Source organism: Pseudomonas sp. Ag1, assembly GCF_000278565.1.
GTDB lineage: Bacteria > Pseudomonadota > Gammaproteobacteria > Pseudomonadales > Pseudomonadaceae > Aquipseudomonas.
In genome coordinates, this window is the sequence record NZ_AKVH01000101.1 from 15,549 (window position 1) to 29,374 (window position 13,826).

A 13,826-nucleotide genomic window follows, 5' to 3' on the forward strand; every position below is an offset into this window, starting at 1 on the left:
ATCTCGATCAGAGGATTCGGTGTGCTGACAGGTCGTGGCAGCGATTAACAGTAGAGTCAGGCCTTGCCGTTACAGCTTGACGGCAGAGTCGGGGGGCCGGTGACGCAGGCCACAGGCAAACAGCCCCGGGCTCTTAGCTCGGTCGATAAACGCGCACATTGGCATGCCCCTCACTGAGCAAATGGTGGGCATGCAGGCGACTCATCACGCCTTTGTCGCAATACAACAGGTACTGACGGCTGTCATCCAGTTCCTTGAAACGCGCATTCAATGCATAGAACGGCAGCGTTTGTACGTCGATGCCAGCAATTTCCAGCGGCTCGTCTTCAGCGGCATCCGGGTGACGGATGTCGATGATGATCTGACCGGCCAGAGCCTCGCTGACTTCTTCGATCTGCAAATCCTGGCCCAATTCGTCGATAACCCGATCGATCGGCACCAGCTTGGCGTTCTCAAGCGCACGCTCGAGCACCGCCATATCGAACTGTTGTTCTTCGTACTCCACGCGGTTGCGCTTGGCGTGGGTCTTGGGGTTCACCGAGATGACCCCGCAATATTCCGGCATGTGCTTGGCGAAATCCGCCGTGCCGATCTGGGTCGCCAGGTCGATGATGTCTTGCTTGTGACTGGCGATCAGCGGGCGCAGTACCAGCTTCTCGGTCACAGAGTCGATCAACGACAAGTTCGGCAGGGTCTGGCTGGACACCTGGGAAATCGCTTCACCGGTGACCAGTGCGTCGATTTCCAGCCGATCCGCGATTCGGGACGCAGCGCGTAACATCATACGCTTCAATACTACGCCCATATGACTGTTATCGACTTTCCCGAGAATTTCTCCCAGGACTTCCTCGAACGGTACGCTGACAAACAGCACCCGTTGCGAGCTGCCGTACTTCTTCCAGATGTAATGCGCGACTTCCATCACGCCCAATTCGTGTGCACGCCCGCCCAGGTTGAAGAAGCAGAAGTGGCTCATCAGCCCGCGGCGCATGATCTGGTAGGCCGCGACAGTGGAATCGAAACCGCCGGACATCAATACCAGGGTCTGTTCCAGGGCACCCAGCGGGTAGCCGCCGATGCTGTCGTGCTGGCTGTGGATCACAAACAACCGTTGGTCGCGAATTTCCATCCGCACTTCAATTTGCGGCTCTTTCAGGGAAATTCCGGCAGCGCCGCACTCGCGACGCAGCTTGCTGCCCACATATTTCTCGACATCCATGGAGCTGAACGGGTGCTTGCCGGCGCGTTTGCAACGCACTGAAAACACCTTGCCTGCCAGCACATCGCCGTAGTGCTGCTTGCACTTTTCGGTGATGTCGTCGAAGTCGCCCAGCGGGTACTCGTCGACCTGCAGGAAATGCGCGATGCCCGGCACGCAGCTCAGGCGCTCGGTCATGTCCTTCAGGGCCTTGGGGTCTGTGAGGCGGGTTTCCAGCTCGAGATTGTCCCACACACCATTCACCACCACAGCCGGGTCCAGATCGCGGAGCACGGCACGGATGTTCTTGGCCAATTGACGGATGAAACGCATCCGTACCGGTCGGCTCTTGATGGTGATCTCGGGGAAGACTTTAACGATTAATTTCATGAAAACAGCGCGCGCAGGCCCAGCCGAAAAAGGGGGGCGCGGATTATAGCGGAAATCGCTCAAGGTTTAACCAGTTAATATGCAACTGACCTTTCGCGCACCAAAACGGGTCACAAACCAAAATAAGCGCTACATTGCGGTGCGCAATTTCTTCCGTTTCAGCGGATTGCACCTTTATAGGGGCGTTTTTGTGGCAAAAAACCCATGTCGGGGCACTGGCATGCAATTTGCTCTCTTGTGAGGCAGGTTGCCTTGGTCGAGTATTCGCGCCGGCATCACCCACATTCTAAGGGCTACTCCACTACCCCAGCCCGAAGCCACCCGGAGGACACTATGTCGAAGTCGGTTCAACTCATCAAAGATCATGACGTCAAATGGATTGATCTGCGCTTCACGGACACCAAAGGCACTCAGCACCACGTGACCATGCCGGCTCGCGACGCGCTGGATGACGCCTTCTTCGAAGAAGGCAAAATGTTCGACGGCTCCTCCATTGCCGGCTGGAAAGGCATCGAAGCTTCCGACATGATCCTGATGCCGGACGACAGCACTGCCGTACTCGACCCGTTCACCGAAGACCCAACCTTGATCATCGTCTGCGACGTGATCGAGCCTTCGACCATGCAGGGCTACGACCGTGACCCACGTGCGATCGCCAAGCGTGCCGAGGAATACCTGAAGTCGACCGGTATCGGCGACACCGTATTCGTAGGCCCGGAACCAGAATTCTTCATCTTTGATTCGGTCAAGTTCAAGTCCGACATCTCTGGCTCCATGTTCAAGATCTTCTCCGAACAAGGTTCGTGGATGTCCGACCAGGACGTGGAAGGCGGCAACAAAGGCCACCGTCCAGGTATCAAAGGCGGCTACTTCCCGGTTCCTCCGTTCGACCACGACCACGAAATCCGTACCTCCATGTGCAACGCCATGGAAGAGATGGGCCTGGTCATCGAAGTTCACCACCACGAAGTGGCGACTGCCGGCCAGAACGAAATCGGCGTGAAGTTCAACACCCTGGTTGCCAAGGCTGACGAAGTTCAGACCCTGAAGTACTGCGTACACAACGTGGCTGATGCCTACGGCCGTACCGCTACCTTCATGCCTAAGCCTCTGTACGGCGATAACGGTTCGGGTATGCACGTTCACCTGTCCATCGCCAAAGAAGGCAAGAACACCTTCGCTGGCGAAGGTTATGCCGGCCTGTCCGACACTGCCCTGTACTTCATCGGCGGTATCATCAAGCACGGTAAGGCCCTGAACGGCTTCACCAACCCATCGACCAACTCCTACAAGCGTCTGGTCCCAGGTTTCGAAGCTCCGGTAATGCTCGCCTACTCGGCTCGCAACCGTTCCGCTTCGATCCGTATTCCTTACGTGTCCAGCCCTCGCGCTCGCCGTATCGAAGCCCGTTTCCCGGATCCGGCAGCCAACCCGTACCTGGCCTTCGCTGCCCTGGTCATGGCCGGCCTGGACGGTATCCAGAACAAGATCCACCCTGGCGATGCCGCCGACAAAAACTTGTACGACCTGCCGCCTGAAGAGGCCAAAGAAATCCCACAAGTATGCGGCAGCCTGAAAGAAGCCCTGGAAGAGCTGGACAAGGGCCGTGCGTTCCTGACCAAAGGCGGCGTGTTCAGCGACGACTTTATCGATGCCTACATCGCCCTGAAAAGCGAAGAAGAAATCAAGGTCCGCACCTTCGTACACCCACTGGAATACGAGCTGTACTACAGCTGCTGATCCGGTAGCGCTGCTTAACGTGGCGTGATGAAAAAGGCCTCCTTCGGGAGGTCTTTTTTTTGCCCGCAAAACCCTGTGGGAGCGGGCTTGCCCGCGAAAAATCCAAAGGCGCCGCATTTCTTCAATATTTACGCGTTATCGTTAACGACCTTCGCGAGCAAGCTCGCCCCTACAGAAGAGGGATCTGCCTTGAAACTAAAAATTGGGTTCATCTTGCTGGCCATCAGCGCCAATGTATTTGCAGCACCACCCACCCTCGCCCCGCTGCTCGAAAGCATTGCCGAACGCCTGGCGATTGCCGACCAGGTGGCCCTGAGCAAATGGGACAGCCACAAGCCCGTCGAGGACCGCCCACGGGAGCAGGACGTGATCGCCAGCGTCGTCGCCCAGGCGCCGAGCTACAAACTGGCACCAGCACAGGCCGAGCAGTTTTTCTTGGCCCAGATCGAGGCGAACAAACTGGTGCAGTACGCCCACCTTTCCGACTGGCAGCTGCAAGGCAAGGCGCCGAATGACCCACGCCCGGATCTGGTCGGCCAGATCCGCCCTAAACTGGACCTGCTGCAAAAACGCCTGCTGCAACAGCTGGCGGACTTCACCCCGGAGCGCACCAACCCGCAATGCCCGCAATGGCTGGCCCAGGCCAATCACGCACCTGCCAAAGACTCGCTGCACCAGCTGGCAATGATCCGCGCCACCGCCGAGCTGTGCCTCTATAAAATCTAAAATTGCGAACCCCATCAAAATGTGGGAGCGGGCTTGCTCGCGAAGGCGGTGTGTCAGTTGATATATGCATGACTGACACGCCGCCTTCGCGAGCAAGCCCGCTCCCACAATTTAGATCCGACCCATTCAGCCAATCAGTCGCTGCCACCAGCTTCCTGAACAGACTTTTCAAAACCGCACTATATTGGTGCGATACGCTGCACCCTTCCCACTTACGCAACCCATTTTGGTTCGAAACTTCCCGTCCAAGCTGGCAGAACGCCACAGTTTCGCGCCTTAATCCCCCATTTCAGGGCTTTAACGCTTCTTTTCGGAGCTTTGGTTTGGTTTTTGCATTTTCCTTGTATCAGCGTGTGCCTCAAGCCCGCGCCTTGCTCCAAAAGAGGTCCTAATGACCATCAGCGACGCACTGCACCGCCTGTTACTCGACAACCTGACCACCGCGACCATTCTGCTCAATGACGAACTGCGCCTTGAGTACATGAACCCGGCGGCGGAGATGCTGCTGGCCATCAGCGGGCAGCGCAGCCATGGGCAATTCATCAGTGAGCTGTTCACTGAGTCGGCCGAGGCCTTGAGCTCGTTGCGCCAGGCCGTGGAGCAGGCGCACCCGTTCACCAAGCGCGAAGCGATGCTCACCGCCCTCACCGGCCAGACCCTCACCGTCGACTACGCGGTAACACCGATCCTCAGCCACGGCGCCACCTTGTTGCTGCTGGAGGTGCATCCCCGCGATCGCCTGCTGCGCATCACCAAGGAAGAGGCGCAGCTGTCCAAGCAGGAAACCAGCAAGATGCTGGTGCGCGGCCTGGCCCATGAGATCAAGAACCCCCTGGGCGGGATTCGCGGTGCCGCACAGCTGCTGGCCCGCGAGCTGCCGGACGAAAACCTCAAGGACTACACCAACGTCATCATCGAGGAAGCCGACCGCCTGCGTAACCTGGTAGACCGCATGCTCGGCTCCAACAAGCTGCCGTCGCTGGCAATGACCAACGTGCACGAAGTGCTGGAGCGGGTTTGCCAGTTGGTGGAGGCCGAAAGCCAGGGCTGCATCACCTTGGTGCGCGACTACGACCCGAGCATTCCCGACGTATTGATCGACCGCGAGCAGATGATCCAGGCGGTGCTCAATATCGTGCGTAACGCCATGCAGGCCATCAGCAGCCAGAACGAGCTGCGCCTGGGCCGCATCAGCCTGCGCACCCGTGCCCTGCGCCAGTTCACCATTGGCCACGTGCGCCATCGCCTGGTAACCAAGGTCGAGATCATCGACAACGGCCCCGGCATCCCTGCAGAACTGCAGGAAACCATCTTTTTCCCAATGGTCAGCGGCCGCCCGGACGGTACCGGACTCGGCCTGGCCATTACCCAGAACATCATCAGCCAGCACCAGGGTTTGATCGAATGTGAGAGCCATCCCGGTCACACCACCTTCTCGATCTTTCTGCCACTGGAACAAGGAGCCCCATCGACATGAGCCGTAGTGAAACTGTCTGGATCGTCGATGACGACCGTTCTATCCGCTGGGTCCTGGAGAAAGCCTTGCAACAGGAAGGCATGACCACCCAGAGCTTCGACAGCGCCGACGGGGTGATGAGCCGCCTGGCTCGCCAGCAGCCCGATGTGATCATCTCCGACATCCGCATGCCCGGCGCCAGTGGCCTGGACTTGCTGGCGCGGATTCGCGAGCAGCACCCGCGCCTGCCGGTGATCATCATGACCGCGCACTCGGACCTGGACAGCGCTGTCGCGTCCTATCAGGGCGGCGCCTTTGAATACCTGCCAAAACCGTTCGACGTGGACGAAGCGGTGGCGCTGGTAAAACGCGCCAACCAGCACGCCCAGGAACAGCAGAACCAGGAAGCCCCGCCGGCCCTGACCCGTACCCCGGAAATCATCGGCGAAGCGCCGGCGATGCAGGAAGTGTTTCGCGCCATCGGGCGTTTGAGCCACTCCAACATCACCGTGCTGATCAACGGCGAGTCGGGTACCGGTAAAGAACTGGTAGCTCACGCCCTGCACCGTCACAGCCCACGGGCGGCGTCGCCGTTCATTGCGCTGAACATGGCGGCGATTCCGAAGGACTTGATGGAATCGGAACTGTTCGGCCATGAAAAAGGCGCGTTCACCGGTGCGGCCAACCTGCGCCGTGGCCGTTTTGAACAGGCCGACGGCGGCACGCTGTTCCTCGATGAAATCGGCGACATGCCGGCCGACACCCAGACGCGCTTGCTGCGGGTCCTGGCCGACGGCGAGTTTTATCGGGTAGGCGGGCACACGCCGGTCAAGGTCGACGTACGTATCATCGCGGCGACGCACCAGAACCTGGAAACCCTGGTGCACGCCGGGAAATTCCGTGAAGACTTGTTCCACCGCCTGAACGTGATCCGCATCCACATCCCACGGATGTCGGACCGCCGCGAGGACATCCCGACCCTGGCCCGTCACTTCCTCAGCCGCGCCGCCCAGGAGCTGGCCGTCGAGCCGAAGCTGCTGAAAAGCGAGACCGAGGAATACCTGAAGAACCTGCCATGGCCGGGCAACGTGCGTCAGCTGGAGAACACCTGCCGCTGGATCACGGTGATGGCTTCGGGGCGCGAAGTGCATATCAGCGACCTGCCGCCTGAGCTGCTGAGCCTGCCGCAGGATTCGGCACCGGTGACCAACTGGGAGCAGGCGCTGCGCCAATGGGCCGACCAGGCCCTGGCACGTGGCCAGTCGAACCTGCTGGACAGCGCTGTGCCGGCTTTCGAGCGGATCATGATCGAAACCGCCCTCAAGCATACTGCTGGACGTCGTCGCGACGCCGCCGTGCTGCTGGGCTGGGGCCGCAATACGCTGACACGCAAGATCAAGGAGCTGGGGATGAAGGTCGACGGTGGGGATGATGATGAAGGTGATGAGGCCTGATCCACTGAAGATCTAATGTGGGAGCCGGGCTTGCCCGCGATGGCGCTGTGTCAGTCACTGGATTTATCGACTGACACAGCGCCATCGCAGGCAAGCCAGCTCCCACATTTGTTTTGTACCAGACTAACGACCGTGCACCGCTTCAATGCACCACGAACCGGCATCGCGCACTTATCCAACGCCTGAAACCCATGCCTTGTTAAGAAAATATTAAAACCCAAAAAAGCCAAAGCCCCGTATTCCGGGGCTTTGCGCTTTCTGAAGAAATTTTTTGGCGCCACTTCGCAATTCTGGCACGCGCCCTGCAATAACCCTGTTACTACCCAGTTTCGGGGACCTTGGTACAGGCAGGCCGAGAATCCCCTCTTTAACACTCGGGGTGCTTGATGCGGATCGCGTCGCGCCCCACACCCGTTTCGGGAACCTCGGTACAGGCAGGCCGGGGATTCCCTCTTTAACACCGAAGCCTTTGGCTTCACCCCGTTTTGGGAGCCCTGGTACAGGCAGGCCGGGAACTCCCTTCTTTACACCCGGGGCTTATGAGGCAACGCGCCCATAGCCCCAGCCCGTTTTGGGAACCTTGGTACAGGCAGGCTGGGGATTCCCTCTTTTATTGCTCCTGGAGATGGATCTCCACCCGCCAGCGTCCATCGGCCTTCTCTCCCGACCACTCCCCGCGCAACGGCCGAGCCGCCACCAGGTTCAGCAGCAAGCCGCCATCGGTCTTGCGTACGCGCCAGTTCACATCCTTGTCATTGACCTTCAATTGGCCGCCCTGGGCCTTGCCAAGCGCGTCGAACAGCAGCGCCACGGTGCCGTCGATATGCTCGCCGTGCAGCTTGGGTTCGCTGTTGAACCACACCACCAGGCCATCGGCGGCGGGCTCTACCTGCTGCAGCTCAACCGGGTCTGGCGTGGTCAGCCGGCCGATCATCAGGCCCACCATCAAGCCGACAATCGCCAACGAGCCTAAAACCCGTGGCAATAGCTTCGGCCTGGGGTCTTCTTCAGGGGTAGAATGCAGCGCATCTTTGCCTTCGGAGCCGTGCATGTTTCACGTCATCCTTTTTCAACCAGAAATTCCGCCGAATACCGGCAACGTTATCAGGCTGTGCGCCAACAGTGGCTGCCACCTGCATTTGATCGAGCCCCTGGGTTTCGACATGGACGACAAGCGCCTGCGCCGCGCCGGGCTGGACTACCACGAGTACGCCACCCTGCAACGCCACGCCGACCTTGCCAGCTGCCTGGAAAGCCTGAACCACCCACGGTTGTTCGCGTTTACCACCAAGGGTTCGCGGCCGTTTCATGATGCCAGCTTTGCCGAAGGCGACGCCTTCCTGTTCGGCCCGGAAAGCCGCGGCCTGCCGGCAGACGTGCTGGACGCCCTGCCAGACGGCCACCGCCTGCGCCTGCCGATGCGCGAAGGCTGCCGCAGCCTGAACCTGTCCAATACCGTGGCCGTCGCCGTTTACGAAGGTTGGCGGCAACTCGGTTTCAAATAACGCACATAACAAATGTGGGAGCGGGCTTGCTCGCGAAAGCGGAGTGCCAGTCAACGAAGATATCGACTGAAGTACCGCATTCGCGAGCAAGCCCGCTCCCACATTGGATCGGCGTCGTTGCTCAGAACAGCTTACTGAACCGTTGGCGAGCCTTCCTGTTGCATGCGCTGCAGCTCTTGCGCATACAGGGCATCGAAGTTCACTGGAGCCAGCATCAGCGCCGGGAACGAGCCACGGGTGACCAGGCTGTCCAGGGTCTCACGGGCATACGGGAACAGGATGTTCGGGCAGAACGCGCCCAGGGTGTGGCTCATGGACGCTTCGTCCAGGCCCTGGATCAGGAAGATACCGGCCTGTTGCACTTCAGCAATGAAGGCCACTTCTTCGCCGTTCTTGACGGTGACCGACAGGGTCAGCACGACCTCGTGGAAGTCACCTTCCAGGGCCTTCTGACGGGTGTTCAGGTCCAGCGCAACGCTCGGGGTCCATTCCTGACGGAAGATGGCCGGGCTTTTCGGCGCTTCGAACGACAAGTCACGCACGTAAATACGCTGCAGGGAAAATTGTGGGCCTTGAGCTTCTTCTGCTGCCGCTTCGGTGTTCTGTTGGTCAGTCATCGCAGATCCTTCGTGATCTTGGGGTCTTTTAGGGGTTAGGAGTCAGACGTGAAGCAGCGCATCCAGTTTACCGGCGCGCTCGAGTGCGAACAGGTCATCGCAACCACCGACATGCTTGTCACCGATCCAGATCTGCGGCACGGACGTGCGTCCCGCTTTCTTGGTCATCTCGGCGCGCACCTGGGGCTTGCCATCAACCTTGATCTCTTCGAAGACAACGCCCTTTTTCACAAGCAGGGCCTTGGCCCGCATGCAATAAGGGCAATAATCGCTGGAATAAACGACAACCTGGCTCATATCACTTCACCAGCGGCAGGTTATCGCCACGCCAGCTGGAAATACCACCCGACAGTTTGGCGGCGTTGAAGCCGGTTTTCAGCATCTCGCGGGCGTGGGTGCCGGAGTGCTGGCCCTGTGCGTCGACCAGGATAATGGTCTTGGCCTTGTGCTTTTCCAGCTCGGCCAGGCGCGAAATCAGTTTGTCCTGGGGAATGTTCAGCGCGCCGACAATGTGACCGGCGGCGAAATCCTTGGCGGGACGAATGTCCACCACTACGGCCTCATCCTTGTTGACTAGGGCGGTCAGCTCGGACGTGCTGAGGCTGCGGCCACCGCGGCTCAATTCGTGAGCGATCAGCAGCGCCAGCAGTACGACGAACGCACCAGCGAGCAAATAGTGGGTAGTGGCAAATGCAATCAGGTGATCAACCATCAAGGAGGTTCCAGGGCGTTAAAATGGCGGTAAGTATACACAGCCGTCATGGTCGGCCAACCCCCGTAAAGCGGTGACGTGGTCGGAACTTCGCTTTAAACTGCCACTCCCTTTTCTATTCCCTTCATTCATTACCGCCGCGAGAGGATCTATGACTACTACGCCTAAACCTTTGGTCCTGATAATTCTCGATGGCTTCGGACACAGTGAAAGCCACCACGACAACGCCGTGTACTCGGCCAGCAAGCCAGTACTGGACCGTCTGAGCGCTACCGTTCCGAACGGCCTGATCTCGGGCTCGGGCATGGATGTTGGCCTGCCGGACGGCCAAATGGGCAACTCGGAAGTCGGCCATATGAATCTCGGTGCCGGACGAGTGGTCTATCAAGACTTCACCCGCGTGACCAAAGCGATCCGCGACGGTGAGTTTTTCGAGAACCCAAACATCTGCGCGGCAGTGGATAAAGCGGTCAAGGCCGGCAAGGCCGTGCACTTCATGGGCCTGCTGTCGGACGGCGGCGTCCACAGCCACCAGGACCACCTGATCGCCATGGCCGAACTGGCCTTCAAGCGCGGCGCCGAGAAGATCTACCTGCACGCGTTCCTCGACGGCCGCGACACCCCGCCGAAAAGCGCCCAGTCCTCCATCGAACTGTTGGATGAAACCTTCAAGACCCTCGGCAAAGGCCGCATCGCCAGCCTGGTCGGCCGCTACTTCGCCATGGACCGCGACAACCGCTGGGACCGCGTGGCACAGGCCTACAACCTGATCGTCGACGGCCAGGCCGAATTCAACGCCGCCACCGCCCAGGAAGGCCTGGAGGCCGCCTACGCCCGTGGCGAGAGTGACGAGTTCGTCAAGGCCACCACCATCGGCGAACCGGTCAAGGTCGAAGATGGCGACGCCGTGGTGTTCATGAACTTCCGCGCCGACCGTGCCCGCGAGCTGAGCCACGTATTCGTCGATGCCGGCTTCAAGGACTTCGAGCGCGCCCGCCAGCCGAAAGTCGAATTCGTGATGCTGACCCAATACGCGGCCAACATCCCGGCCCCGTCGGCATTCGCCCCGGGCAGCCTGGAAAACGTGCTGGGGGATTACCTGGCGAAAAACGGCAAGACCCAACTGCGTATTGCCGAAACCGAGAAATACGCCCACGTGACCTTCTTCTTCTCCGGCGGTCGTGAAGAACCGTTCCCGGGTGAAGAACGCATCCTGATCCCGTCGCCGAAAGTCGCCACCTACGACCTGCAGCCGGAGATGAGTGCCCCGGAAGTCACGGACAAGATCGTCGACGCCATCGAACACCAGCGCTACGACGTGATCGTGGTCAACTACGCCAACGGTGACATGGTGGGCCACAGCGGCAACCTGGAAGCGGCGGTAAAAGCCGTGGAATGCCTGGACCTGTGCGTCGGCCGCATCGTCGACGCGCTGGAAAAGGTGGGCGGCGAAGCGCTGATCACCGCTGACCACGGCAACTGCGAGCAAATGTCCGACGAATCCACCGGACAGGCCCACACCGCCCACACCACCGAGCCGGTGCCATTCATCTACGTAGGCAAACGTGACTTTAAAGTACGTGATGGCGGCGTGCTGGCCGACGTGGCACCGACCATGTTGATGCTGATGGGGCTGGAGAAGCCGAAAGAGATGACTGGCACTTCGATTCTGGTCTGACACAGTTCAGGGGTTGCTCAAAACAGGCAGCCCGTCAATAATGGACTCGAGCGCGAAACCAGTTGCCTCCAGCGGCGATAACTGGCGTAGGAACCCCGCAGATGGCTGGATATCCGCGTAGGGTGAGACCTCCACACCCCTGCTTGAGGGTGTGTATATGAATATCAAGCAAGCACTACTTAGGGCAGTTCGAAAGAGCTGCCCTTTTCTTTGGGCATCACAAAAGCTCGTAACGCTTGTAGAGCAACTCACCATGACGATGCTTGTTCAAGGCCTTGGCGTCTGTCTGCATGAAGTTCCACAGCACATTGCCAGCCTGAACATTGACCACCACCAGCATCTGCCTCCTGGATTCATAAGCCCCAATGAATGCTAAACGAGCGGAGCAATCGCTATAAGCAACACGCCATATTTCCAGAGGCCCCGTCAATGTGTCCAAGGCGAACCTGACATAACGCTCTCTGGCGTCCTGCCGCTTTTCAACAATGTGCTGCAGACAGCTACGCCTGATCGCTATTTGCCCCAAAGGCGAGGCGACTTCCACTTCCGAACAGCTCGAATGGGCAATGCCAAAATGCATTGCGACTATATCGATGGCCGCTTCGACGTCATTGCCGGCGGCCACTTCCTCAAGTGGACGCGCTCGCAAAGCCCGATCCAGACTACGAAGGTCGGGAAGCCCATAATCAAGCCACGTTTGCTGGCCTTTTGACTCGTGAATACAAGGCATTACTGACTATGCCGACCGTCGGATTAACAGGGCCGAAGAGTCTATTCCGAGCGCAAATGCACCGTCAGGGTGGAGCATTTCAAGGCATTTCGCGAAGCACACAAAACAACTGCAGAAGCACGACACGACGCTCTCTACCGCTCGTCGCCTTCAAAGGGCTATGGGACTTGCCCACAATTGCTTGCAGAATGCGGCCACTGGGCACCTAACTTGCCTGCCAAGCCGAATTGGGCGTTTTTTTTGCAGCGCTTGGCGGGCATACTAGGCCGTCCCTTTCCCTGGTGTCGCCCGCCTCTATGCTTCGCGCCTTGATTACCCTTGCTCTTGTCTGCCTGCTCCAACCGGCGTTTGCCGATGAGCGCGCACAAACCCAACAACAGTTGGACGCTACGCGTCAGGACATTACCGAGCTGAAGAAGCTGCTCGGCAAGCTCCAGGAAGAGAAGTCCGGCGTGCAGAAAGACCTGCGCGGCACGGAAACCGAGATGGGCAAGCTGGAGAAGCAGGTCCAGGAGCTGCAAAAAGAACTAAAGAAGAGCGAGTCGGAACTGGAGCGACTCGACGCTGAGAAAAAAAAACTCCAGAGCGCACGCGTTGAACAGCAACGCCTGATCGCGATCCAGGCCCGCGCCGCTTACCAGAACGGTCGCCAGGAATACCTCAAGCTGCTGCTCAACCAGCAGAACCCGGAAAAATTCGCCCGCACCCTTACCTATTACGACTACCTGAGCAAGGCCCGCCTGGAGCAACTGAAAAGCTTCAACGAGACCCTGCGCCAGTTGGCCAACGTCGAGCAGGAAATCGCCAACCAGCAGTCGCAGTTGCTCGACCAGAAAACCGCCCTCGACAGCCAGCGCGACGAGCTGGACAAGGTCCGCAAGGAGCGCCAGCAGGCGCTGGCCAAGCTGAATGACGACGTGAAAGCCCGTGACGCCAAGCTCCAGGCCCGCGAGCAAGACCAGGCCGACCTCGGCAAAGTCCTGAAAACCATCGAGGAAACCCTGGCGCGCCAGGCCCGTGAGGCAGAGCAGGCGCGGCAAAAAGCGCTGCTTGCCCAGCAGGAAGCCGAAAAAAAGCGCGAGCGTGAAGCCGCCGAGGCAGTCGCCAGCGCCACTACCGACGCCCCGGCCCCGCGTAAACCGGCGCGTGCAGCGCCTGGCCCGCTGGTTTCCAGCGCCGGCGAATCCTTCGGCGGACCTTTTGCTTCAGCTCGGGGCAAACTTCCATGGCCAGTTGATGGTCGATTACTGGCACGCTTTGGTGAAACCCGTGGCGATGACACCCGCGCCAAGTGGGACGGTGTGATGATCAGTGCCGGTGCCGGCACCCAGGTCCACGCTATCCACGGCGGCCGTGTGGTATTCGCCGATTGGCTGCGTGGCGCAGGTTTGTTGGTGATTCTTGACCACGGTAATGGCTATTTGAGCCTTTACGGCCACAATCAAACTTTGCTTAAAGCGGCAGGTGATGTTGTAAAAGCCGGTGAATCCATCTCCACTGTCGGTAACAGTGGTGGCCAGGACACCCCGGCGCTGTACTTCGCTATTCGTCAGCAGGGCCGCCCGAGCGACCCGGCACAATGGTGCCGTACCCAAGGATAAGGGTCGCATCTACATTAGG

General features: G+C 59.3%; 13 protein-coding genes. 7 read left to right on the forward strand and 6 right to left on the reverse strand.

Annotation, left to right across the window (positions count from 1 at the left end):
* Positions 1–133: 133 nt before the first annotated feature.
* Positions 134–1,588 (reverse strand): tRNA uracil 4-sulfurtransferase ThiI, encoded by a 1,455-nt coding sequence (gene thiI, locus A462_RS14780; protein WP_023659343.1) that lies wholly within the window; start codon positions 1,586–1,588, stop codon positions 134–136.
* A gap of 333 nt (positions 1,589–1,921) precedes the next feature.
* On the opposite strand from thiI, the gene glnA reads away from it, so the two are divergent.
* The 4 genes from glnA to ntrC all read left to right on the forward strand — a co-directional run bounded on the left by glnA (position 1,922) and on the right by ntrC (position 6,964).
* Positions 1,922–3,328: a glutamate--ammonia ligase gene (gene glnA / locus A462_RS14775; RefSeq protein ID WP_003217999.1), complete on the forward strand. Its 1,407-nt coding sequence runs from the start codon at positions 1,922–1,924 to the stop codon at positions 3,326–3,328.
* A 189-nt stretch (positions 3,329–3,517) separates the two neighbouring features.
* A complete protein-coding gene (locus tag A462_RS14770) occupies positions 3,518–4,054 on the forward strand; it encodes a chorismate mutase (RefSeq protein ID WP_008435681.1) in 537 nt (178 codons plus the stop codon).
* A gap of 391 nt (positions 4,055–4,445) precedes the next feature.
* Positions 4,446–5,531, forward strand: a complete 1,086-nt coding sequence (glnL, locus tag A462_RS14765) for a nitrogen regulation protein NR(II) (protein WP_003218001.1) — start codon at positions 4,446–4,448, stop codon at positions 5,529–5,531.
* The gene (ntrC, locus tag A462_RS14760; protein ID WP_008435682.1) at positions 5,528–6,964 is read left to right on the forward strand and encodes a nitrogen regulation protein NR(I); all 1,437 of its coding nucleotides are present in this window, start codon (positions 5,528–5,530) and stop codon (positions 6,962–6,964) included. Before glnL ends, ntrC begins: the two co-directional genes overlap by 4 nt.
* A gap of 610 nt (positions 6,965–7,574) precedes the next feature.
* Here the strand turns inward: ntrC and A462_RS14755 are convergent.
* Entirely contained in the window at positions 7,575–8,015 is a 441-nt protein-coding gene (locus A462_RS14755) for a hypothetical protein (RefSeq protein ID WP_003218005.1), read from the reverse strand.
* Between A462_RS14755 and A462_RS14750 the strand changes: the two genes are divergently transcribed.
* Positions 8,014–8,469 (forward strand): tRNA (cytidine(34)-2'-O)-methyltransferase, encoded by a 456-nt coding sequence (locus A462_RS14750; RefSeq protein WP_003218007.1) that lies wholly within the window; start codon positions 8,014–8,016, stop codon positions 8,467–8,469. The genes A462_RS14755 and A462_RS14750 overlap by 2 nt on opposite strands.
* 131 nt (positions 8,470–8,600) lie before the next feature.
* Here A462_RS14750 and secB read toward each other — a convergent pair whose 3' ends face one another.
* From secB to A462_RS14735, 3 genes are read right to left on the reverse strand one after another with little or no spacing between them, the layout of a single operon-like run.
* On the reverse strand, positions 8,601–9,086 hold the full coding sequence (gene secB / locus A462_RS14745; RefSeq protein WP_003218009.1) for a protein-export chaperone SecB: 486 nt from the start codon (positions 9,084–9,086) through the stop codon (positions 8,601–8,603).
* A 42-nt stretch (positions 9,087–9,128) separates the two neighbouring features.
* Positions 9,129–9,383 (reverse strand): glutaredoxin 3, encoded by a 255-nt coding sequence (gene grxC, locus A462_RS14740; protein WP_003218011.1) that lies wholly within the window; start codon positions 9,381–9,383, stop codon positions 9,129–9,131.
* A 1-nt stretch (position 9,384) separates the two neighbouring features.
* Positions 9,385–9,798 (reverse strand): rhodanese-like domain-containing protein, encoded by a 414-nt coding sequence (locus tag A462_RS14735; protein ID WP_003218014.1) that lies wholly within the window; start codon positions 9,796–9,798, stop codon positions 9,385–9,387.
* Between the two features lie 151 nt (positions 9,799–9,949).
* Here A462_RS14735 and gpmI point away from each other — a divergent pair, with 151 nt between their 5' ends.
* A complete protein-coding gene (gene gpmI, locus A462_RS14730; RefSeq protein WP_003218015.1) occupies positions 9,950–11,476 on the forward strand; it encodes a 2,3-bisphosphoglycerate-independent phosphoglycerate mutase in 1,527 nt (508 codons plus the stop codon).
* 217 nt (positions 11,477–11,693) lie between these two features.
* Here gpmI and A462_RS34635 read toward each other — a convergent pair whose 3' ends face one another.
* Complete coding sequence (locus A462_RS34635) at positions 11,694–12,125, reverse strand: PBECR2 nuclease fold domain-containing protein (protein ID WP_238544241.1); 432 nt, start codon at positions 12,123–12,125, stop codon at positions 11,694–11,696.
* 377 nt (positions 12,126–12,502) lie between these two features.
* On the opposite strand from A462_RS34635, the gene A462_RS14725 reads away from it, so the two are divergent.
* Positions 12,503–13,807, forward strand: coding sequence for a murein hydrolase activator EnvC family protein (locus tag A462_RS14725; protein ID WP_003218021.1), 1,305 nt, complete (start codon positions 12,503–12,505; stop codon positions 13,805–13,807).
* Positions 13,808–13,826: the final 19 nt, after the last annotated feature.